This window comes from Azospirillum sp. CT11-132, from assembly GCF_047302835.1.
Lineage (GTDB): Bacteria > Pseudomonadota > Alphaproteobacteria > Azospirillales > Azospirillaceae > Azospirillum.
In genome coordinates, this window is record NZ_JBGLZA010000004.1 from 98,932 (window position 1) to 120,518 (window position 21,587).

The 21,587-nt window shown below is 65.4% G+C and carries 23 protein-coding genes; 9 read left to right on the forward strand and 14 right to left on the reverse strand.

Annotated elements, in window-relative coordinates; translation table 11 throughout:
- Window positions 1–199: 199 nt before the first annotated feature.
- From ACCD06_RS19385 to trbB, 11 genes are all read right to left on the reverse strand, one after another.
- On the reverse strand, window positions 200–1,588 hold the full coding sequence (locus ACCD06_RS19385; RefSeq protein ID WP_413342714.1) for a TrbI/VirB10 family protein: 1,389 nt from the start codon (window positions 1,586–1,588) through the stop codon (window positions 200–202).
- Complete coding sequence (locus ACCD06_RS19390) at window positions 1,585–2,034, reverse strand: conjugal transfer protein TrbH (protein WP_413342717.1); 450 nt, start codon at window positions 2,032–2,034, stop codon at window positions 1,585–1,587. The genes ACCD06_RS19385 and ACCD06_RS19390 overlap by 4 nt, the downstream gene beginning before the upstream one ends.
- Window positions 2,035–2,037: 3 nt before the next feature.
- On the reverse strand, window positions 2,038–2,997 hold the full coding sequence (gene trbG, locus ACCD06_RS19395; RefSeq protein ID WP_413342720.1) for a P-type conjugative transfer protein TrbG: 960 nt from the start codon (window positions 2,995–2,997) through the stop codon (window positions 2,038–2,040).
- Between the two features lie 11 nt (window positions 2,998–3,008).
- A complete protein-coding gene (gene trbF, locus ACCD06_RS19400; protein WP_252138861.1) occupies window positions 3,009–3,707 on the reverse strand; it encodes a conjugal transfer protein TrbF in 699 nt (232 codons plus the stop codon).
- Between the two features lie 56 nt (window positions 3,708–3,763).
- Complete coding sequence (gene trbL, locus ACCD06_RS19405; RefSeq protein WP_252138862.1) at window positions 3,764–5,023, reverse strand: P-type conjugative transfer protein TrbL; 1,260 nt, start codon at window positions 5,021–5,023, stop codon at window positions 3,764–3,766.
- 216 nt (window positions 5,024–5,239) lie between these two features.
- On the reverse strand, window positions 5,240–5,953 hold the full coding sequence (locus ACCD06_RS19410) for a type IV secretion system protein (protein ID WP_413342724.1): 714 nt from the start codon (window positions 5,951–5,953) through the stop codon (window positions 5,240–5,242).
- Window positions 5,954–5,961: 8 nt separating this feature from the next.
- Entirely contained in the window at window positions 5,962–6,558 is a 597-nt protein-coding gene (locus ACCD06_RS19415; RefSeq protein WP_413342727.1) for a hypothetical protein, read from the reverse strand.
- A complete protein-coding gene (locus ACCD06_RS19420; RefSeq protein WP_413342729.1) occupies window positions 6,542–9,010 on the reverse strand; it encodes a transporter in 2,469 nt (822 codons plus the stop codon). Before ACCD06_RS19420 ends, ACCD06_RS19415 begins: the two co-directional genes overlap by 17 nt.
- A 9-nt stretch (window positions 9,011–9,019) precedes the next feature.
- The gene (locus ACCD06_RS19425) at window positions 9,020–9,322 is read right to left on the reverse strand and encodes a conjugal transfer protein TrbD (protein ID WP_413342732.1); all 303 of its coding nucleotides are present in this window, start codon (window positions 9,320–9,322) and stop codon (window positions 9,020–9,022) included.
- The gene (locus ACCD06_RS19430; RefSeq protein ID WP_413342735.1) at window positions 9,319–9,684 is read right to left on the reverse strand and encodes a TrbC/VirB2 family protein; all 366 of its coding nucleotides are present in this window, start codon (window positions 9,682–9,684) and stop codon (window positions 9,319–9,321) included. Before ACCD06_RS19430 ends, ACCD06_RS19425 begins: the two co-directional genes overlap by 4 nt.
- A gap of 7 nt (window positions 9,685–9,691) precedes the next feature.
- Window positions 9,692–10,675, reverse strand: a complete 984-nt coding sequence (gene trbB, locus ACCD06_RS19435) for a P-type conjugative transfer ATPase TrbB (RefSeq protein ID WP_413342738.1) — start codon at window positions 10,673–10,675, stop codon at window positions 9,692–9,694.
- A gap of 551 nt (window positions 10,676–11,226) precedes the next feature.
- Here trbB and ACCD06_RS19440 point away from each other — a divergent pair.
- Window positions 11,227–11,442, forward strand: coding sequence for a helix-turn-helix domain-containing protein (locus ACCD06_RS19440; protein WP_158282422.1), 216 nt, complete (start codon window positions 11,227–11,229; stop codon window positions 11,440–11,442).
- Window positions 11,411–11,734, forward strand: coding sequence for a helix-turn-helix transcriptional regulator (locus tag ACCD06_RS19445; protein ID WP_413342741.1), 324 nt, complete (start codon window positions 11,411–11,413; stop codon window positions 11,732–11,734). Before ACCD06_RS19440 ends, ACCD06_RS19445 begins: the two co-directional genes overlap by 32 nt.
- Window positions 11,735–11,799: 65 nt before the next feature.
- On the opposite strand, the gene ACCD06_RS19450 is transcribed toward ACCD06_RS19445, so the two are convergent.
- From ACCD06_RS19450 to ACCD06_RS19460, 3 genes are read right to left on the reverse strand one after another with little or no spacing between them, the layout of a single operon-like run.
- On the reverse strand, window positions 11,800–12,231 hold the full coding sequence (locus ACCD06_RS19450; protein ID WP_413342744.1) for a hypothetical protein: 432 nt from the start codon (window positions 12,229–12,231) through the stop codon (window positions 11,800–11,802).
- Between the two features lie 5 nt (window positions 12,232–12,236).
- Window positions 12,237–13,010, reverse strand: coding sequence for a conjugal transfer protein TraL (locus tag ACCD06_RS19455; protein ID WP_413342746.1), 774 nt, complete (start codon window positions 13,008–13,010; stop codon window positions 12,237–12,239).
- A 10-nt stretch (window positions 13,011–13,020) separates the two neighbouring features.
- Window positions 13,021–13,407: a hypothetical protein gene (locus tag ACCD06_RS19460; protein ID WP_413342748.1), complete on the reverse strand. Its 387-nt coding sequence runs from the start codon at window positions 13,405–13,407 to the stop codon at window positions 13,021–13,023.
- A 348-nt stretch (window positions 13,408–13,755) separates the two neighbouring features.
- Here ACCD06_RS19460 and ACCD06_RS19465 point away from each other — a divergent pair, with 348 nt between their 5' ends.
- The 7 genes from ACCD06_RS19465 to ACCD06_RS19495 are packed head-to-tail and all read left to right on the forward strand — an operon-like array spanning window position 13,756 to window position 21,580.
- On the forward strand, window positions 13,756–14,106 hold the full coding sequence (locus ACCD06_RS19465) for a plasmid mobilization protein (RefSeq protein ID WP_413342750.1): 351 nt from the start codon (window positions 13,756–13,758) through the stop codon (window positions 14,104–14,106).
- Entirely contained in the window at window positions 14,103–16,073 is a 1,971-nt protein-coding gene (traI, locus tag ACCD06_RS19470; RefSeq protein ID WP_413342752.1) for a TraI/MobA(P) family conjugative relaxase, read from the forward strand. Before ACCD06_RS19465 ends, traI begins: the two co-directional genes overlap by 4 nt.
- Window positions 16,070–17,962, forward strand: coding sequence for a type IV secretory system conjugative DNA transfer family protein (locus ACCD06_RS19475; RefSeq protein WP_413342754.1), 1,893 nt, complete (start codon window positions 16,070–16,072; stop codon window positions 17,960–17,962). The genes traI and ACCD06_RS19475 overlap by 4 nt, the downstream gene beginning before the upstream one ends.
- A complete protein-coding gene (gene traF / locus ACCD06_RS19480; protein WP_413342758.1) occupies window positions 17,959–18,498 on the forward strand; it encodes a conjugative transfer signal peptidase TraF in 540 nt (179 codons plus the stop codon). The genes ACCD06_RS19475 and traF overlap by 4 nt, the downstream gene beginning before the upstream one ends.
- On the forward strand, window positions 18,495–19,109 hold the full coding sequence (locus ACCD06_RS19485; RefSeq protein WP_413342761.1) for a lytic transglycosylase domain-containing protein: 615 nt from the start codon (window positions 18,495–18,497) through the stop codon (window positions 19,107–19,109). Before traF ends, ACCD06_RS19485 begins: the two co-directional genes overlap by 4 nt.
- On the forward strand, window positions 19,060–19,323 hold the full coding sequence (locus tag ACCD06_RS19490; protein ID WP_413342763.1) for a hypothetical protein: 264 nt from the start codon (window positions 19,060–19,062) through the stop codon (window positions 19,321–19,323). The genes ACCD06_RS19485 and ACCD06_RS19490 overlap by 50 nt, the downstream gene beginning before the upstream one ends.
- A complete protein-coding gene (locus tag ACCD06_RS19495; RefSeq protein ID WP_413342765.1) occupies window positions 19,310–21,580 on the forward strand; it encodes a zincin-like metallopeptidase domain-containing protein in 2,271 nt (756 codons plus the stop codon). Before ACCD06_RS19490 ends, ACCD06_RS19495 begins: the two co-directional genes overlap by 14 nt.
- Window positions 21,581–21,587 lie beyond the last annotated feature (7 nt).

Sequence of the window (21,587 nt, forward strand, 5' to 3'; positions counted from 1 at the left end):
CTGTACCACTGAACGGCATCGAATTTTCCGGAAGCCTCGCTTCCTGCGAAGAGGGAACCTTCAGAAAGCCCGGCGTGGTTCAGGCAGAAGGTCCACAAGCGGGGTGAACGGCAAGAGCCTGATGGGAAGACTGTGGCGATGAGCCAAAAAGCAAAAGGACCTGAGACACCCCGGTCCTCTTGCTGTGATCCTGATGCACTCACCCCTGCCAAGGCGGGATGATCATGTCCTTGGTCACCATGATGGTGAAGCGGTAGCCGGGGCGGATTTCCAGGGTCGGAGCGACGTTTAAGCCCTTCCGGGCGTACTCCGCGCCGAGCTGGCCCATCTGCTGGCCGAGGCTGCCGGCGATGATCTGCTGCGCATCATAGCCGCCGCGCGTGTCGCCGCGCTGCTGCGGCTGGGAGAGCTGGACGCCGGCCGAGAAGATCGACAGCAACAGGGCGTTGCCGAAGGTCCGAAAATAGTGGTTGTTCACCTGATCAGACACGCCGGCATAGCCGCCCTGATCGGCGCCGGGCATGCTGCCGAGATCCAGCGACGAGGCGTCGGGATAGATGATCCGGTTCCAGGCGATTAGCACCCGTTCCTGGCCCATCTCCACCCCGTTGTCGTAGCTGCCGATCAGCATGGAATCCTTGGGGATCAGCAGATATTGCCCGGTGGCGGTGTCGTAGACATTCTCGCGCACCCGCGCCTTGATGATGCCCGGCAGGTCCGAGTTGATGCCGCTTTCCATGACACCAGGGATGATGGTGCCGGCCTTCACCTCATAGGGCGACAGTGCCGCCTCGCGGGTGCCGGCGAGGTAGTGCGAGCCGCGCGCCGGCTGCTGATTGAGGACGTTGCGTTTGGAATCTGGGCCGGTGCCCTGTCCCCCACGCCTTTGGCCGCTGCCATAGCCGCCATCACCGCCACCAGTCCCACCGGCCGCGCCCAGGCCGCCGCTCGACCCCGAGCTGCCAAAGCCGTTGGCAAGCTGGGCGAGCGCTTGTGAGCTGGTGCCGGCGGCGCCAGGACCGGCCGCGGCCGGCTGCTGCATCTGCCCGGGTTGGGTGCGGTTGCTGGGGACGGTGGTCGGCGCTTCCAGAGCAGCCTTGAGCGCCGCCCGGCGCTGTTCCTCGATCCGCCGGATCTCGGCATCATACTGCTGCCAAGCCCGCATCCGGGCGTCGTCCTCCGGCGTCCGGCCGCCATTGGCGGCAGGGCCGCGCCCCATCGGGTCCGGTGGTGCCCCTGGCATGGTCGCGGGGGTGATCGCAGGCGGCGCCGCCGGGGTGGTTGGGGGCGGGGCTGCCCGCCGCGCCTCGATGATGCCGGCGTTCTGCGCCACGCCGAACAGCGGCTTGGCGTCCACCGGCTCCGGTGCCGCCACCACCTCGGTGCTGCCGGCGCCGGCCGCCCGGCGCTTGGCCCGTTCGTTCATCGTGTAGGCGATGGCGATAGCCACGAGAGCGGAAATGCCGATCAGGATGTAGATCGGCACACGGGTCAGGCGCCGGCCGCCGGTCTGCCGCAGAGTCGGGCCAGCGAGGAAATCGGGCGAGCGGTCGGGGCCATCGGCCGGTTGCTGCGTCTGGTCGGTCATTCTGCGGCGTCCTCCCGCACGGTGAAGGGGGAGCCGGCTTGGAGGGTGCCGGCACTGTTGCGCAGCCACAGGCGCGAGGCCGTGGTGCGGTCGATATGGAGACGGACAAGCACCCCCGCATCGAGCGGCGTCACCAGATAGCGCAGGGGGTGGGCGCCTGGTGCGTTCTGCCCGGCGTCCGCCACCCCGAAGCCGATCCGCCGCAGCTCATCGCGCAGGACCGGCGTCAGGCTGTCGCTGGCCAGCTCGCCGGTCGGCGCATCGAGCGCCAAGGTGGCGGCCGCCGCCGGTAGGCGCTCCGCCACGAATCCGGCGATGTCGGCCGCCAGCACAGGGGCATCCGCCGGCGTCACCGCCTCGACGTAGGAGGACCGTGTGCCGACGCCGGCACAGCCGCCGAGCAGCAGCATCGTGCCGATCAGCGCGGCATGCAGGGAGTGCCGCATGGCTCAGTTCCTTTCGCGCAGGATCTCGACCTTGGTCTGGTCACTGCCGACACCGGAAATCAGCGCTGCATGGCGCAGCACCTTGTCGACCACATAGCGGTCGCCGCTGGCACGGTAGTTGACGAGCTGTTCCTTGTCGTCGGAGCCGATCGCCACCAGGGCGGGGGACTCGTCGTAGCGCATTTCGCTGGGAAACTGGATGTAGGTCTTGCGTCCGTCGGTGTAGACCCGCACCGGCCGCCAGGACGGGCTATCGCCACGGATGGCGAAATTGAAATCGAGATTGGCAGCATTCAGGCCATCGGAGAGGGTGGTGGCCTGCTGGCGCCGGTTCACCGCCGCCCGGTAGGCGTCCCATTCCTGTTGCACATCTTCCGGATAGACGAAGGACACCAGCGGCATCCAGTCCTTGGTTCGGCTGACGAGCTGAACCACGTAAATCCGCCGGTCGGTGGCGATGGTCATGGTGGTGGTCAGGCCGCTGTCGCTCGCCTTGATGACGATGACGCTGGTCTGGTTGGCGCCGGTTCCGTAGGCGGTGGACGTGGCCTTCCAGCGGGCGATGTCGCCGAGGTCGATCTGCTGCACCACTTCGCCGGGCTGGAGTTCGAGGTTGCAGACCCGCAGAGGCGCGCAGACGACGGAGGGCAGGGTGGAGCCGTAGGTGAAGGTGACGCGGCCTGCCTGCCCGCGCGCCGGGCGGTCCTTGCCGCCGCGCCATTCTCCGGAGAGAGCGACGCCGCGCTTTTCCTTGGCGTTCAGCTCCGCCTCCTTGCCCGACATCAGGTTGACCGGCGGCGGGTTGCCGATGCGGCGGGTCAGGACGGCCGGGGGATCGCCGGCCGGCGGTGTGGCGCCGGGCGCTTCCGTCTGCGCCGTCTGGATGGCCGGAACCTGCTGGGCAAGCGCCGGTCCCGCGACGGTCACCGCCAGGGCGGTCAGGATGAAGGTTTCCTTGAGCATGGGGGCACCTGTCAGATAAGCCGCTGGGACCAGGAGTAGCTGTTCACGTAGACCCCCATCGGGTTCATGAGGATCGCCTGCTCGGTGGCCGGCGGGGCGATGCTGATCGTCACCGTGGCCTGCCAGAACAGCGGTGGTTGCTTGACCGAGCCGTCCCGGTTCATCACGCTTTCCCGCCATTCGATCCGCCAGGTGTCCTGACTGATCGGCAGCACCGACTGCACCTCGACGGTCACCGTTTCGCTTTCTGCCCGCTTGAACGGGTCGTTGGACCGGAAGTGTTCGAGGATTTGCGGATAGGCGGCGCCGCGCTTGTTGAGCATGGCGAAGGCCTCGTCGATCAGCGCGCGCTCCGCCGCGGCATCGACATAGACGGAGCGGATGTTGCTGACCCAGCGGGCGAGCTGGGCGCGGATCACCCGCTCGTTGGGCACATAGATCTGATCGGCCCGCCGGACCCCGACCGTATCGCCGAGCTTGTTGGTTTCTACGACATAGGGAACGAGGCGGTTCTGACTGCCGATCCACACCACGCCCCCGACCGCCAGCGCGGCAATGGCGAGGCTGGACAGCGCCGTGAGGCGCCATGCATTGGCGCGGGCGATGTAGGAGCCGTAGCGCTCGTTCCACTCGCGCCGGGCCGAGAGGTAGGGAGTCTCGGCAGACAGTTTCTGTGGTGATCTCGGCTTGCGAAAGGCGTGGGTCTTCATAGTCGATTGCCTATAGATCGAAGGACTCCATCCCCCTGGCGTTCAAAACCGAACGCCTATTCGGGGCGGATCACGTTGTCAGGTTGGCCCGTCGGTTGCCCCTGCTGGGGGGCTTGCCGAGCCTGGGGTGCCTGCGGCTTTTCGGCAGCGGCTCGCAGTTCACGGGCCTTGTGGATCATGCTTTCGCCCATACGCCCACCCATGGTTCCGTGGTGACGGCCGGACAGGCGGCGGCCAACATCCTGTACCGCCGCCTGGCCGAGGTTGCCGGCAGTACGAGCGGCCATGCGGGCGGCAAAAGCGGGCGGAGGGGACGATGATAGGCCGGAGCTGGCGAGCTGGGCGCTCGCAAGCTTGGAGGCGCCGCCGACCGCCATGCCGGCGCCGGCCGCACCGGCCAGGGCCCCAACTGCAGCCCCGCCGACTGCTGCGGTAGCACCGACCAGGGCACCACCGCCGCTGGGGGCCGTGCCGTTCACGAGGCTCTGGACCATGTCCGGCACCACCTTGGTGATTGCCAGCATGACAACGCCGGAACCGACAATGACAAAGATATCGGAGGTGGTGTTGACGAGCCGGTCTTCCCAGCTCTGAATCATTGCTTGTCCAAGCCCAACGAGCAGTTGGAGGACGAATAGTTTGGCGCCCACCGCCATAGCGTAGACCATGACTTTGACGGCATAATCCTTGGTCCAGCGCGAGCCGCCAAAACCCATCAGCAGAACGCCGGCAGAGATGACGATGTAGCTCTCCACCAGGGCCAGGATCATGAAGGCAGCGATCAGGGCGAAGCAAATGAGGACGATCAGCGCCGCCAAAACATATCCAGCGCTATCACCAGGGGAGAAAAGCGAGACTTGGTCAACAATACGGGTAGCCAGTCTCAGGCCAACGTCAAAAATGTTCGATGGTGTAATCTGCTGCATACCACCACTGGCCGCACTCGCCTGATTGGCGGCTTGCCGGAAGCTATCGACAATCGCTTGGGCATAGTCGGCCGAGTTGAGCAACAGGGTCAGGAAAAAGCCGATGAAAAGGACTTGGTTGACAACCTCTGTTACCCATTCGCCAAAGTCGGCACCCCGCAGCACAAGACGGATAGCGGCCCAGGCGAACTCGATCGCTGCCAAAAGCCAAAAGAGATTGAGAGCCGCATTCCGCAAGGTTGCTTGCCACGCCGCCGACCTTTCCTGATACAGCGTTGTAATTTCATCAAGAGAGTTGTTGCTCACTTGCGCAAGAGCATCACCCACAGTCAGGATGACGGCACAGGAGGCTGCAATAGCAAGACATTGAAGGACTGTCTTCAGCCGCATCTTACCCTCCCTTTAGAATGCTTTGCCATCCCTGGTGTTTACCGTTGGGCCTGGACCAATCGGCAATCGCCGCGTAGGAGCCGGCTCAGCGGTTGCGCAGGTAACGCTCACACTGTAGCGAGTTACAATATGTGTGATGACCGCAGAACCAGCGATTGAACCCACAAGAATGAGAATGGCGACGTACGTCTTTACTTGGATCATTCCACTTTCCTTTTAGAAGGCTTTGCCATCACCAGTTGGCACGGTGGCGGGAGCGGTGAAGCGACGCAGAAGCTCAGTCTGAGCGTCAGAGCGTGTTTGCGCCGCCACCGCCGCACTCGCGGTGACCCGGCCGGTGGTCGCCATAGTCATGGTCATGTCGCCGAGCTGGGTCGCCAGCAGGGCCAGCATTTCGTTCGTGGCCTGGAGCTGGCGCACCTCGCCGTCCGAGGCTTGTGCATCGGCCAGGATGCCTTGCGCGGCCGAGACGTTGCGCTGGACGTTGCGCACCACGCCCTGACTGTCCATCGCCGTGCGCGAGGCGTCCTGCAATTGACTGGACCAGCGCTGGTAATAGGGCGCCACGTCTTGCGTCGGCACCGACTGCCAGTTCGTTCCCGGCGGGAAAAGCTGGTTGAATTCCTGCTCAATGCCGCCGAGCTGGTAGCCGATCCCCTGGACCCGGTTCATCACCGCGTTGAGCTGGCCCACCTGCTGGGTGAGGTTGCCGTTCAGCTCGCCGAAGCTGCCGCCGCCCAGCGTCTGGAGCGTGCGGGCTTGGTTCTCGATCATCTGAACCTGATTGCTGATCTGCTCCATCTGGTTGGCGACCTGGGTGATCATCTGCGCGATGGCCGAGACGTCGATCACCGGGATGCCTTGGGCGTGCGCCGGCAGGGTGTGGAACACCAGGGCGGACAGCAGAAGGGCGGAGAGGGGCTTGCGCATCGGGTCACCTACTGCATGCGAACGCGGTGGAAGAGGCGGGAGTCGATGTAAACGTCGAAGGCTTGCGGCGACTTCGGTTGCAGCCATTGCACGGCGTCGTAGACGTGGACGGTGATCCGTTCATCGTCCGACCCGCTTTGGACGGTGGTGCCCAGCAGCGAGCCGACACAGGCACGTGGCCCCAGGCTGCCGCCGTGGTCGCTGGTGATCGACGCCTCCGACTGAGCCGGCCGCGCGGTGTTCCCATCGGCCGGCAGGCCCCCAAGCGGTAAGAGTCCAAGCTGCGAGCGGCTGCCGACCCACTGGCCGGCCGGCGCCGGCTGGAGACCGGCCGGGCAGAGGTCGTAGGGGTCGAACACCTGCTGGACGTAGGAGCCGCCGCTTGCCGGCGAACCGGCCATGTCACAGGTGGGAAAGCTGCCGCCGCGGCGCAGATGGCGCCACAGCCGCTCGATCGGCGGAACGCATTCCGAAAACTGCGTCGGCCCGCCGGGGTTGCTCATGCAGAGCAGGACCTGACAGCCCCAATCGTCCGCTTTGGCCGGCGCCGGCAGCAGGGCGAGGCTGGCCAGCAGCGTGCCGGCCGCTTTACAGCAGGTGGTCATAGCGCACCCCTTTCTTCTGGAGCCACTGGAAAGGCCAGTCGGCGCCATGGCTGGTGGCCAGCTCGCGCACCTGCACCACGCTCTCCTTGTCGGAGACGCCAACGAAGGCGAGGGCCACCGGCCCAAGGGCGAGCGAGAACAGCCGCCGGCCGTCCGGCGACAGGTAGTAGTAATCGCGCTTCTTGGCCGCGCTCTTGAGGATGTCGATCTGCACATCGTTCAGCCCGATGGCGGTGTAGAGGTCGCGCGGTCCCGGAACCTGTGGCGTGCCGCCCTTGTCGGCTTCCTCATTGGGCAGCAGCAGCTTGGTGGGACAAGACTCCAACAGCACGTCGAGCAGGCCCGAGCGCACCGCATCCGACAGGCTTTGGGTGGCGAGCACGACGGCGCAGTTGGCTTTGCGCAGCACCTTCAGCCATTCCCGGATCTTCTCGCGAAAGACCGGATGCCCGAGCATGACCCAGGCCTCGTCCAACAGCAGAAGCGCCGGCTGACCCCGCAGGGACTTCTCAAACCGACGGAACAGGTAGAGCAGCACCGGGATCAGGCTTTTCTCGCCCATCCCCATCAGCTCCTCGATCTCAAAGACGGTGAAGGCGTCCTCTCCCAGCCCGTCGCGGGTGCTGTCGAGCAGATGGCCGAGCGGACCGCTGATGGTGTAGGGCGTCAGGGCCGAGCGCAGCTTTTCGTCCTGCACCGTCAGCAGAAAGTCGGTGAGGGAGCGTTCCTCCGACCCCTTTTCCTGGCTCAGCAGCCGCATGGCACGGTGAATTTCCTCGCGCTGCGCCGGGGTTGGCCGCAGGCCGGTCTGGAGCTGGTAGCAGGACTCGATCCAGTCTTCCGCCCAGGCGAGATCCCCGGCAGTGTCGAGCGCGGCGAGCGGAGCGAAGGAGAGCCGGCTGGCCTCGCCGGCGATGTCGTGGTGGGCGCCGCCGCAGGCGAGCGCCAGGGCGAGCATGGAGCGGCCCTTGTCGAAGGCCACCACCGTGGCGCCGGGATAGCGGCGGAACTGGGCCGCCACCGTGCCCAGCAGAGTGGACTTGCCGGCGCCGGTCGGGCCAAATACCAGAGTATGCCCAACGTCACCAACGTGCAAATTGAGCCGAAAAGGGGTCGATCCGGGGGCAGACCCATACAAAAGCGGCGGTGACGCTTCCGGATAGAAGGGGCAGGGGGCGGTATCCAGCCCGGCCCACACGCTGGCGAGCGGCAGCAGATCGGCGAGGTTGAGGGTGTGGATCAGCGGCCGGCGAACGTTGGGGGCGGGATGGCCGGGCAGGGTGCCCAGCCATGCTTCCACGGCGTTGATCGTCTCCAGCCGGCAGGCGAAGCCGAGGCGCTGCACCTCACGTGACACCAGCCGGGCACTGTCGAGGAGCTGGCTGCGGTCCTCACCCATCAGCACGATGACCGGGGTGTAGTAGCCGAAGGTCACCAGTGCCGAGCTGGCATCGGTGATCGCCGCTTCGGCCTCGCCGGCCATCAGCAGGGCATCTTCATTGACGACGCCGCCCTGGGTGCGAAAGACCTGGGACCAGAAGCCCCGCACCTTCTGCTTCCATTTGCGGCGGTAGCGGTGAAGGTGAGTCACCGCCTCGTGCTGGTCGAGATGGATGAAGCGTGAGGACCAGCGGTAGGCCACCGGCAGATGTTCCAGCACGTCGAGGATGTTGGGGTGTGAGGCGCCGGGGAAGCCTTCCAGCGAGACGGAGGCGATGTAGTGCTCGCCGACGCGCGGGGTGTCGCCGGTCCACAGCTCGCGCCCGCCAATCACCGCGTCGAGATACATCCCGTCCGGCGGAATGTTGAGCGGGCTGTCGTCGCCGGTCAGGCAGAAATGCAGATAGTCGACCAGCTCGTCGCGCAGATGCTCACGGCCCTGGGCGCAGACATGGCTGTAGCCGGTCATGCGGCGCACCGTCAGCACGGTGCCGAGCGCGTCTTCCAGATCGTCGAGCGCCTTCCTGAAAGCGGCGAGCGTCTGGTCGGCCGGCGACTGCGGCGCGGCGGTCGGATCCTCATCCCACAGGTAATCCTGGATCTTGGTGTTGCGCCGCAGCGGCGGGGTGTATTGCACCACCAGGGCATAGTCGGACTCGTAGTGCGCGCCACGGGTGGTGAACTGGCGGCGGCGCTCCGCCTCGATCAGGCGGCTGACCGCATCGGGGAACGCCGACGCCTCGGCCGACGGATAGCCGGCCGAGGGCAGGCGGGCGGCCTCGAACCAGCTGACCCAGCCGCTTCCCAGCCGGGCGAGCGCGGCGTTGACCCGCTCTGTCACATAGTTGCGCTCGTCGGCGGTCGAAGACGCGGTGTCCGGCCCGCGATAGTAGAAGCCGGCGAGCAGGGCGCCGCTCTTGCCGAGAACGATCCCGTCATCGACCAGGGCGGCCCAGTCGAGCAGATCGGGCACGCCCCTGGCCTTGTCGCGATAGGTTTTGAGAGCCAGCATGGCCCCTCCTTATCGGTCGCGGGACGGCCGCGACCGGGCCGGGTAGTAGGCTTGGTATTGCAGGTGGCGGGTGTAGACGTGGCTCAGCCGGGGATCGGCCTTCGCCATGCTCCGCAGGAAGCCGATCAGGCCGAACCAGACGCTGAGACCGACCGTCGTGGCGATCCAGTTCTGCGCCGTCAGGATCAGACCGCCGGCAACCAGAGCGGTGAACATCACCAGCTCGCGCTCCCCGCCCATCAGCAGGTTGGCGCGGTGCATCGCCCGGCGGAACTCCGTCCTGCGCAGTCCGCTGGTGGCGGAGCCGGTCACCCCAGCACCACCCCGGCGCCGGCAGCGGCGATCACCGCGCCGACACCGAAAAGCTGGGTCAGGATGTTGGTGGCGAACACCAGCAGGGCGACGACCAGCACCAGCATGACGAAGCGGCGGGCGAACTCGTTGATCTCGCCGCCCCAGATCAGCATGGCGCCGCAGACGACGATGCCGAGCAGCGAAATGGCGAAGGCGACCGGCCCGGTCAGCGAGTTGACGAAGGTCTGGAGCGGCGCTTCCCAGGGAAGCCCACCGCCGCCACCGCCGGCAGCGAGCGCCGGTTGGGGATCGGTCAGCAGAACCGTGAGGGCAGCCGTCAGGGTGGCGGCTGAGACGCCGCGTAAGAGAGGAGTGCGCATGGAAGCTTTATCCGAGTTGTGACAGGACGTAATTGCTGCCGTCGAACCCCTCGACGGCGAGAACGGCGGCGATGCGCCGGCCCGGACCGGACGAGGTCTTTTCGATGTTGACCACCAGGTTGACCGCCTCGGCGATCAGCGTGTGCATCGGCGTTGGAGTGGCTTCGGCAATCAGGCTTTCCAGGCGAACCAAGCCGGCGGTGCCGGCGCTGTCGCTGGTGTTGGAGTGGACGGTGGCGACGCCGCCAGGGTGACCGGTGTTCCAGGCTTTCAGCAGCGCCAGGGCCTCCGGGCCGCGGGTCTCACCCACCAGAATGCGATCGGGACGCAAGCGCATGGTCGCCTTGAGAAGGCGCAGCATGCTGACATGCTCGGTGGCGCGCAACGGCACCGCATTGGGCGCGCTGCATTGAAGCTCCACCGTGTCCTCGATGATGATCAGCCGGTGGTGCGGGGTGGCACGTTCGATTTCCTTGATGAGGGCATTGGTCAGCGTCGTCTTGCCGGTGCCGGTGCCACCGACCACCAGGATGTTGCGCCGGGCAGCGACGGCCTCCACCAGCACCGCCCGCTGGCGCTCGGTCATGATGCCGCGCTCGACATACTCATCGAGCGTGAAGACGCGCGACGCTTTGCGGCGAATGGCGAAGGTGGGAGCGGCGGCGACCGGTGGAATGAGGGCCTCGAAGCGGGAGCCGTCAAAAGGCAGCTCGCATTCGAGGATTGGGGTGTCGCGGGTGATTGTGGTGCGCAGAGCCGCCGCCACCGTGGTCATCAGGGATTCTGCCTGACTGGCCGACATGGTGCCGGCCGGCATCATCTCCTGCCCCAGCCGCTCGACCCACAAGCGGCCGTCCGGGTTCAGCGCGATTTCCACGACATCGGGTTCGGCCAGAAAGCCGCACACCAGAGGGCCAAGCTCACGGCGTAGCTTCTCCTGCACGCGCCGGTCGTGTTCCTGTTGGAACGAGGCGGCAGTGGTCACGCTCATTGGCACCTCATGGTGTCGCTGTTTCGTTCTCTCCTGCGGGGCTCACTATAGCCCCGACATAATCATCTAAGAACGGCTAAAAGGGCATAGAAAGGCCCGTCAATGGTCGTGGTAAGGTTGTACCGTCAAAAGGACAGGACCACCACAGAGGAGTCCGAAAACGCATTGTTTAACGAAAAGCGCGCATATTCGGGTATGTCGTTTGAGCATGCGGGTTTAAGCGCAAGTCGCTTGAATTCCAAAATTGCCCCAGTACTGTGGAGGCGAGAATACGGCAGTGTCGCTAATTGGACAGGGAGTGGGACGTGGCGTTCCTAACAAACAGGCCGCAATACTGGAATTTTTTGCAGTTACGCGTCCTAGAACGTCCATCGAAAGTTTGAATGAGCGAGCTGCTCAAGCCGGTTGTGGTACAGAACTACCTGCTCAGCCAGCTTATTGTGATGCTCACCGTGACAGAATAGTAGGCGCGGGCAAAAGACTTGACCGGACCAGAAGAAAAGCCAGAGCCAGCTCCTCCCAAACGCCGGACGTCTCACAAAGACAAACCGGTGGAGCTGTTGATTTTTGCTCATAATTTTAAACAGGCCCGCCTCGCTGCCGGACTGACACAAACCGACATCACCAAAAGAATCGGCATTTCCCAGGCTTATGTTTCGGAAGTGGAGCGTGCGGTTGTTGATCCCAGCTTGACCCACATGGCTTTGCTGGCACGTGTGGTGGGCAGACCTCTGCATGAGCTTCTCAAGCCTTCACCAACGAAGTGATGGTCGTCAAGCTGTGACGGAAGAAGGCAAAAAGTCCCGCACCCCGCGCAAAACTCATAAGCAGCGCGTCACTGAAGAGACTGCGCCGCCAGAGCTCCTAACATTCGCTAGAAACTTCAAGAAAGCCCGGCTGGAGGCAGGTCTTTCTCAGTACGATATCATGAGGTTGACAGGCATAAGCCAGACCTACCTCAGCTTTCTCGAAAGATCACTGCACTCGCCAAGTCTGAGCTATATGTCTTTGCTGGCACGGGTCGTTGGAAAGCCATTGCACGAGCTGCTAGAACCATAATTCATCATGCCCTGGCGTTAGACCGATCGGTGAGCGTCGGGTGAAACATTCGGAGACAGACGGCGCTACAAGGCGATGGCTCCCACCAGCAGGCCGAAGAGACAACACACGGCCCCCACAGCGACCAGGGCGGCGTAGAGAGCCGTCTGGCGGGCCAGGACCGCCTGCTCGGCAGCTTCCCGTGCTGCCTGCACCTGCCGGTCGAGCGAGGCGAGAAGCTGCGCCTGAACGGCCTTTCCGGCTTCCTCAACCTGCCCGGCCACGTAGCCTCCAGTCTCGGTGACCAGCTTGCCGGCCAGCTCGCGGGCCGCGGCGATCTGCTGGGCCGACCCTGCAGCCGTCCGGTCCTCTGCCTGTTCCAGCGTGGCAGTCAGTCGCTCGACATAGTGGGCGAGCACCAGCTCATTGAGGGTGAGCGTGACGAGGATCGGGTCAGAGGGGCCGAGCAGCACGTTGTGCCGCTTGGCAACTTCACCGATCAGGCGTTGGACGTCCATGGCGGTCAGACGACAAGAGCGATCTGATTGAAAATATCACGTTTCATCATCGTCAGACGTTGCTTCGCCATCAGGCCAAAATCGGGGCTGCTGACCGCCTCATCAAATGTGAGTTTGCGGTCCAGCATCATCTCCATGTCTTTTCCAAAGGTTTCGCTGGTATAGCGCTTGATCTTCACCAGCCCTTTCAGCCGATGCCGGTTGAGGTGGTAGGCTTTCATTTCTTCAAAGCTCTTTCCGTCTGCGACAATGTCGCCGAAATACTCGTTGAGCCACACCACCATCTGGGCGCTTTCGGGAAGCTGGCGGGCGAGCTGATCAAAGCCGGTAAGGGTGTCCATGATGGCCTGACCGCCGGTGACGACGGTATGGACGACGAGCTGTCTTCTTGAAGCGGCCAGGAGGTCGGCAACGCCGTTCTCGAGCATATAGCTGGTGAGGGGCAAAAAGGAGGCGGCACCATTGTCGACCACGACGCTGGCGTCCTCTGACACCAGCAACTCGATCATGGTGTCGAAGTTGCGGGTGTTGATCTGATTGCCCTGCAAGAGGTCGAGGCGGCGGGCATTGAGGGCTCCGTAACCCGAGAGGGTGTCGTTGACGGGATCGGTGTCGATGCAGGTGACGGGCCGGTTATGGGTGATGAGGTATTGTGCCAGGAAGGACGAGATCATGGACTTTCCGACACCCCCTTTTCCCTGGAGTGTCATGTGAATTTGGGAAGGCGATTCGGGTAACGCTGCGGCCTCATCAGTGGCCTGTTTGACCTTCGTCGTCATTAATAACTCCTTAAATCAGGTCCTCGGGGTTTTTCGCGCGAGGGTCGTATTTAAACTGACGGATCATGGGAGCGGCGTTCGGATCGGAGGGTTTGGCGGAGGGCGGCCGCGGCGTAGGGGACGCGGGTAAGTCGGCCTTATTGGGAGGAGCGGTCACGTCCCTGTCGCTCTTTCGTCGCCGGCTTTCTGCAGTGTCCACCTCAGTGATGTAGCGTTGCACATAGCGGGCGAAGCTTGAGTAGCTGACGCCCAGACTGGCGGCGTAACGCTGGTGGATCACCGTCAGCGGGTAACCCTGGGTCACGTCCTTGCGAACGGTTTCAAGGATGGTCAGGAAGGCGATCCGGCCGGCGCCCCAGTGGCGCACAGGGCCGGCACTGTCCGGCTTGTCCATCATCGGCTCTCTCAGCGGCTACCGGACCCCGAGTCTCGCAAAGTTTCGAAGAGTTTCGCAAACTCTCCGACGGTATAGACTGCGAAACTCTGCGAACCATTGCGAAGGTTTTAGAGGCTCTGCAAATCTTTGCGATTGTGACTCAGGTGGGATAAGCCTTCGCAGAGTCTTGCAGACTATTGCAGAGTTTCGCAGAGTTTTGGCTGACAAGATGTGTGTTGTTGGCCAACACGGCGAAGCCGTGTCGTCCCCCACCACCCGCGCTTACTCGCCCAGTGGGCTCGACGCTGCTCTTGCTCTGCGAGGCATACGGCGGCTGCCGCCACTTTGAACGCCAGGGAGGAAACCACCATGCCAAAATTGAAGTCTGGAGAGACGAGGGAGCGGAACCGCCCGTTGCGGGTGGTGGTGTCGCCTCGGGAACGAGCACAGATCGAGACCCAGGCGAAGGTGACTGGCCTGTCGGTGTCGGCCTATCTGCGCAGTGTCGGGCTGGGGTATCAGCCGCGCAGCGTGGTGGACCTCGATGCAGTGGAGCGGCTGATAAATGTGAACGCCGATCTGGGACGGCTCGGCGGCCTCCTAAAGTTGTGGCTGACCGACACACCGGGTCGGGGGGCAGCGGTTGCCGACGTGCGCGAACTGCTGGGACACATCAAGGACACCCAGGACGAGCTTCGCCATGCGGTGACGCGATTATGATCGCCAAGCGGGTCAAGCGGACGGCGGCGACCTCCGATTTCGCAAGACTGGGTCGTTATATTCTGGTCGCGAAGACCGAGGCGGCGGCGCAGTTATGGACGCGGACGGCGGACTACATTCTGGACGCCAAAGGCGGAGGGGAAAAGCTGGCGTGGTCGCGCATCACCAACTGCACCAGTGATGAACCGGGGTGGGCGATCCGCGAGATCCTGGTGACACAGGAGCGCAACAAGCGGGCGAAGGGCGACAAGACCTATCACCTGATCGTGAGCTTCCCCGAGGGGGAGGTGCCGACCAGGGCTCAGCTGGAGGACATCGAGGACACGCTGTGCGCCGGCATTGGCTATGCCGAGCATCAGCGGATCAGTGCCGCCCACACCAACACCAAGCACTTCCACCTCCACCTCGCGATCAATCGGGTGCATCCCCGTACCCTGCACTGCATTGAGCCGTTTTACGATTACAAGGACCTGTTCAAGCTGTGCCGGGCGCTGGAGCAGAAGCACGGGCTTCAGCGCCACCCGATGGACGGTCTGACGCTGCCCGGCAGACCGGCCGATCTGGAGGCGCACGACGGCGAGATGTCGTTTTTGCGGTGGGTGAAGGAGACGGCAGGCGCCCAGCTGGTGGAGCGGGCGGGTAGGGCGGCGAACTGGGGCGAGCTGCACGCGGTGCTGGAGCGCCATGGGCTGGCGATCCGGCCCAGGGGCGCCGGTCTGGCGATCGTGCAGGAGGCGACAGGGCTCGGTGTGAAGGCAAGCAGTGTCGACCGCAGCCTGTCCGCCAAATCGCTGACGAAGAGACTGGGAGCCTATGAGCCATCCCAGGCGCAGAACCAGCGCCGGCCGAACGTGGCGGCCAGTAACGATCCCCAGGGCGACACTGCCACACAGCCAGGGCACGGCTACCAGAGAGTGCCTCTGCACCGGCACAGCAACAGTGAGGGGCTGTACCAAGAGTACCAGGCACAGCGGGAGGCGCTGCTCAAGGCACGGGCCGCCCAGCGGGCAGCGATGCGTCAGGCCCAGGCGGAGCATGCCAGGGAACTGGCGGCGTGGTATGCCGCACGGCGGGCGGAGATCAAGCGCAGCCCAGGACTGACAGCGGCCGAGCGCCGGCATGCCTACACGATGCTGGCCCACCAGCGCCGGGCCGACGCCACAGCGCGGCGCCAGGAGCAAGCCCGACAGCGCCAGCAGGTGGCAGGGCAGGGCTTGCCGCGCTGGCAAGATTTCCTGACGGCAGAAGCCAGCGGGGGCAACGAGATGGCGGTGGCGGTGTTGCGCAGCCGCTCTCGCCGGCAACGCCGCATGGCGGAGACCCTGCTGACCGCAGCCGACGCCGATGCGGCCCGGCACATCGTCTATGAGCGGCTGCGGCCGAAGGCCGGCAAGAACGGTGCGCTGGTCTACCGGGTCGAGGATGGCGGGGTGGTGAGCGACGAGGCAACCCAAGTGCGGGTGACCGAGGTCACGATCGGGGCGGCCTTCCTTGCCCTGTCGCTCGCCGATGACCGCTTCCGCGGCCAAGCCCTGGTGGTCGAGGGCACCGGTGCCTTCAAAGCGCAGGTGGCGCAGCTCGCGGCGGTGAAGGGGCTGGAGGTGCGCTTTGCCGATCCCGAGCTCGAGCGGGAGCGCGCTCGAATGGCCGAGCCTATGACCCAGGCCGAAGGATCTACATCCGTCACCGACTTCATCTCCCGCCGGAACAATAGGAGGGAGACAGTAAAGTCGATAGACTATACACGCCTCTGGACGGTGAGTGACGCCGGCCCGGTGGTCTACCAAGGCCGCCGCAGGTTGCAAGACGGTGCCGAGGTGGTGCTGCTGCATCGAGGCGGCGAGACGCTGGTCAAGCCGGTCACCCCCGCCCAGGCCGCCAAGGCGAGCACCTGGCGGGTGGGGCAGACGGTCGAGCTGGACAGCCGGGGCCGCCTCCTTTCCCCATCGAAAGGGCGCAAGCGATGACGACGGCCGGTCCCTTAAGTCCGACCCTCCAGCCCAAGCGCAAGCGATCACGGGCGCGGCTGTTCGGGCCGCTGTTGCTGGCCGGGACGGCGGTCGGGTTGTCGAGCGTCTGCACCCAGTATGTGGCGCAGAGTCTCGGCTACCATCCGGCACTAGGGGAGCCATTGATCGGTGTGGTCTATCCGCCGTGGGCTTGGTTCCGGTGGCAGATGGACTGGTACTGGTCGGCCAAGGCGGTGTTCGACACAGCAAATCTCGGCTTTCTCGGCGGACTTGGCGCCAGCATCCTGACCACTGTGCTGGCCGTTGGGCTTGCAACCCGCAGCGCCACCCGGCACGAGGGGGTGCATGGCACCGCCCATTGGGCGGGCCGGAGCGAGGTGGAGCGCAGCGGGCTGCTGCCGGCGGCGGACAAGCCGGGTGCCGGCGTCTATGTCGGCGGCTGGACCGATCCGGCAACCGGCCGGCTGCATTACCTCCGGCACAACGGGCCGGAGCACATCGCCGCCATCGCGCCGCCGCGATCCGGCAAGGGCGTCGGGCTGGTGGTCCCCACCCTGCTGTCCTGGCCGCACAGCGTCGTGGCCCACGACATGAAGGGCGAGCTGTGGGCGATGTCGGCGGGCTGGCGCAAGGCGCAGGGCCAAGTGGTGATGAAGTTCGATCCGGCGGCGGCCGAGGGCAGCGTTGCCTTCAACCCGCTGGCAGAAATCCGCTTCGGCACGCTCTACGAGGTGGGCGACGTGCAGAACGTCGTCACCATCATGGTTGATCCCCAGGGCACCGGGCAGTTGGACCACTGGGCGGCATCGGCGCATGCGCTGCTGACCGGGGTCATCCTCCATCTCAGCTACAAGGAAGCCAAGGACGGACGGGCTGTCACCTTGCCGGCAGTGGCGCAGGCCCTGTCAGACCCGGAGCGGCCGGTGATCGAGCTGTACGAGGAGATGCTGGAGAACCGGCATCTGTGGAAAGCGGACACAGGCGAGGCCGTCGCCCATCCGGTGGTGGCGGCGGCGGCCCGCGACATGCTGAACACCGAGGACGAGGAACGCGCCTCGATCCTCTCCACCGCCCGGCGCTTCCTCAGTCTCTACCGGGATCCGCTGGTGGAGCAGAACACCGGGCGCAGTGATTTCATGGTCGGCGACCTGATGGACCATGAGCGGCCAGTGTCGCTCTACCTGGTTGTTCGTCCCGCCGACAAGGATCGGCTGAAGCCGTTGATGCGGCTGGTCATCAACCAGATCGTCAGGGTGCTGGTGCGCGACGAGATGATCTTTGTCGATGGCCAGGAGCAGGCGCTTCACAAGCACCGCCTGCTGCTGCTGCTGGACGAGTTCGCCAGCTTCGGCAAGCTGGAGGTCTTCCAAGAGGCGCTGTCCTTCATCACCGGCTACGGCATCAAGGCCTATGTGATCGTTCAGGACGTGGCCCAGCTCTGGAGCCTCTACGGCAAGGACGAGAGCATCTTGTCCAGTTGCCATGTCCGGGTGGCCTACGCGCCGAACAAGGTCGAGACGGCCGAGTGGCTGTCGAAGATGACCGGGACCACGACGATCGTCAAAGAGGACATCTCCACCAGCGGATCGCGCTTTGGCGCCGTCTTGCAGAACGTAACACGCTCCTATCACGAGGTGAGCCGGCCGCTGCTGACGCCCGATGAGGTGATGCGGCTGAAAGCCCCGGTGAAGGACGAGGCCGGCCGGATCAGCGAGCCGGGCGACGTGCTGGTGTTCGCCGCCGGCCATGCCCCGGTCTATGGCACGCAGAGCCTCTACTTCCGCGATCCGGTCTTCACCGACCGGGCCAAGATCCCAGCTCCACCAACCGATCGTCTGCGCGGTTTGAGGCCGGGCAAGACACCGGGCAAGGCGTTCGTGCTGTGAGCCGACGCTTTGCCGTGGGGGTGTGGTGTGCCGCCATCCTGGCGACTGTGGCGACCACCGCTGCCGGCACTGCCGGCTGGCGGATCAACTCCACCCCCTCCCTGCCGGTCGGGCTGTGGCGGGTCGATGCGGCCGGCGCCGTGACGCCGGGCGTTGTGGTCGAGCTGTGCCCGCCCGACGGCGAACCGTTCCGGCTGGCGCGTGAGCGCGGCTATGTGCCGGCGGGATCCTGCCCCGGCGGCTATCAACCGCTGTTCAAGCCCATCGTCGCCCAGGCCGGTGACGAGGTGGAGCTGACGGCCGAGGGGGTGCGGGTGAATGGCGTGCTGCTGGTGAACAGCCGGCCGCTCGCCGTGGACGGCGCCGGCCGGCCGATGCCGGTGCTGCCGCCCGGCCGGTACCGGGTGGAGGCCGGCACCGTGTGGGTGGTGTCCTCCCATCACCCGGCGTCCTTCGACAGCCGCTATTTCGGGGCGCTGCCGCTGGAGAGCATCCAGGGCACCGCGCGTCCCATCCTGGTGCAGGGGGCGTCATGATCGACCTCATTCTTGCCTGCGCACCGGACGTGGCGCCGCAGACCGTGCAGGAGATCATCCGGGTGGAGAGCGGGGGGAATCCCCTGGCGATCAACATCAACGGCGCGTCGCTGGCGCGGCCGGCCATCGACATAGCCGACGCGGTGAAGCTTTCCAGCTCCGCAATGGCCGCCGGCTACACGGTGGATCTCGGTTTGATGCAAGTGAACTCGGCCAACCTGTCGAGGCTCGGCTACACGGTCGAGCAGATGTTCGACCCCTGCACCAACCTGAAAGCCGGGGCGGCGATCCTGACCACCAACTATGGACGGGCGGTCGAGCGCCACGGCCCCGGTCAGGAGGCGCTAAAGGCAGCGCTCAGCGCCTACAACACCGGCAGTTTCGAGCGCGGGTTCCGCAACGGCTATGTCGCCCGCTACTACGGCGCGGGCGTGACCTTTGTAGCCGGCGCTGCTTCGGGTGACGCGGCTCCTTCCCGCCAACCCCTCCCCCAGTCGGCGCCCGAGGCGGCGCCGGCCGATCCCTATCATGCTGAAACCACGGCTTACCGGAGGACGACCAATGTCCAACAACAGCCTTCCGACCGGGGCTCTGCCCCTGGCGGCCAATGACGCCGAACAGGCGCCGACCCGCATCCAGCAGGACGCGATCCTCTCCACCAGCCTGTCGGACTTCGGCACGCTAGGGGTGGTGGTTGAGGTCGATCCCGACGAGGCCGAGGCGCTGGGCGCGTTTGAGGAAACCGCGCTGACCGAGGCCGACGCTTGGGAGTCGAACGCCGACTTAGGCGACGCGCTGGAGGGCCACGGCCATGGCGTCGAATGAGTTCGTCCAGACCGTCGCAGCCACCATCATCGACCAGCTCAAGGAGGGAACGGCGCCCTGGATCAAGCCGTGGAAGCCGGGCGAGCGGCACCTGCCCTATAACCCGACCACCGGCAACGAGTACCGTGGCGCCAACACCCTGTGGCTGATGGCGATGGGGCAGGCCAGGGGCTACGGCGATCCGCGCTGGATGACCTACAACCAAGCCCAGGACACGGGTGCCCAGGTGCGCAAGGGCGAGAAGGGCACACGCGTCCAGTATTGGAAATGGCAGGGCCTGGAGCCGCTGCTGGGGCAGGACGGCAAGCCGGTGACCGGCGAGGACGGCCAGCCGCTCAAGCAGATGGTGCGCTATGAGCGGCCCCGTGTCCTGTCCGCCGTGGTGTTCAACGCGGCGCAGATCGACGGGCTGCCGGCGGCCGAGGCAAAGCCTGCGTTGCCAGAGTGGCAGCGGCACGAGCAGGCGGAGCGGCTGCTGTCGGCCGGCGATCCGAAGATCCTTCACCAAGCCGGCAACCGTGCCTTCTACAGCCCGGTGTGGGATCACATCGTGCTGCCGGAGCGCTCGCAGTTTCCGAACGCCGACGGCTTCTATGCGACGGCACTCCACGAGAAGGGGCATTGGACCGGGCACAGCTCCCGCCTGGACCGCGACCTCTCGCACCCGTTCGGATCATCGGGATACGCCAGGGAAGAACTGCGGGCGGAAATCGCCTCGATGGTGCTGGGGCAGCAACTCGAAATCGGCCACGACCCCGGCCAGCACGTCGCCTACATCGGCACTTGGATCGAAGCCTTGCAGGAGGACCCGCGAGAGATTTTCCGCGCGGCGGCCGACGCCGAAAAGATCGTCAAGCACCTCAACGGATTGGGGCAGCAGCTCAGCCAGGATCAGGGTCAGCAGCAAGGCCGCGACCACACGTCGGTACCGGCGCAGGGCCAGGACGAGGGGGTGCAGGTCAAAATGCCGGTGCTCATTTCCGAGACGCAGGCCGTGGCCATGCAGACGGCCGACGAGCGGGTTTATCTGGTGGTGCCCTATGCCGAGAAGGACGAGGCGAAGGGGCTGGGAGCGCGCTGGGACCGTGAGCAGAAAGCGTGGTATGCGCCGCCCGGTGTCGATCTGGCGCCGCTGGAGAAATGGCGGCCGGGGCATACCAATCTGCATGTGGACGCCGGCCGCGATCCACGCGCCGAGTTCGCCGCCGCCTTGCGCGAGGCCGGGCTGCACCTGGACGGGCCGCCGGAAATGGACGGCCAGATGCGGCGGGTGCGGGTGGAGGGCGACAAACCGGGTGAACGCAGCGGTGCCTATGTTGGCCACATGGATGGGCACCCGGCCGGCTATATCAAGAACCATAAGACGGGGGTGGAGCGGAATTGGAAGGCACCGGGCCGCACACAGGCCGCCACCACGGTGGACCGTGCCCGCTTGACCGCCGAGGCGGCTCAACGTCGGCAGACCCGCGCGCAGGAGCGCGAATTGGTGCAGGAGCGGGCGGCGGACGCCGCCGAGGCGCGGCTAACTCAGGCTGAGCCGGCGGCTGACGATCATCCCTATCTGCTGTCCAAGAATGTGCCGTCCTACGGGTTGCGCCAGGACCCCGAGGGGAACCTCCTGGTGCCGATCCAGGACATGAACGGCAAGGTGATGTCGGTGCAGGCGATCACCGCGGAGGGGCGCAAGAACTTCCAGAAGGAGGCCCGTACCCAAGGCGGGTACTTCCTGATCGGGGATGCCGCGGCCTCAAAGTCGGTGCTGGTGGCGGAGGGCTATGCCACCGCGGCGACGCTGCACCGGGAAACCGGATTGGCCGTAGCAGTGGCCTTCAACGCCGGCAACCTCGGGCCGGTGGCCGAAGTGTTGCGCCAGCGGTATTCGGACAAGCCGCTGGTGATTGCCGGCGACAACGATCACGTCAAGGAACGCCAGGGCAAGCCGAACGTCGGGCGGGAGAAGGCCGAGGACGCGGCCGCCAGGGTTGGAGGGACGGTGTTGCTGCCGACCTTCCGGCCGAATGACCGCGGCACCGACTGGAACGATCTGGCACGCTCGCAGGGTAGGGGAGAGCTGGTCGAGCAGGTGTCGGCCGGGCTGGCGCGGGGCGAGCGGCAGCGCATGGCAGCCGACCTGGCGCAGGCGCGCGGCACCCATGCGCAGGTCGATGAACGAGGTTTGCGCCAAGGAGACGGCAGGCGGCTAACCCAGGTTGAGTATGACGCCCAACGCCGTAAAGTACGGGGCAGCAGGAGATGATGCCGAA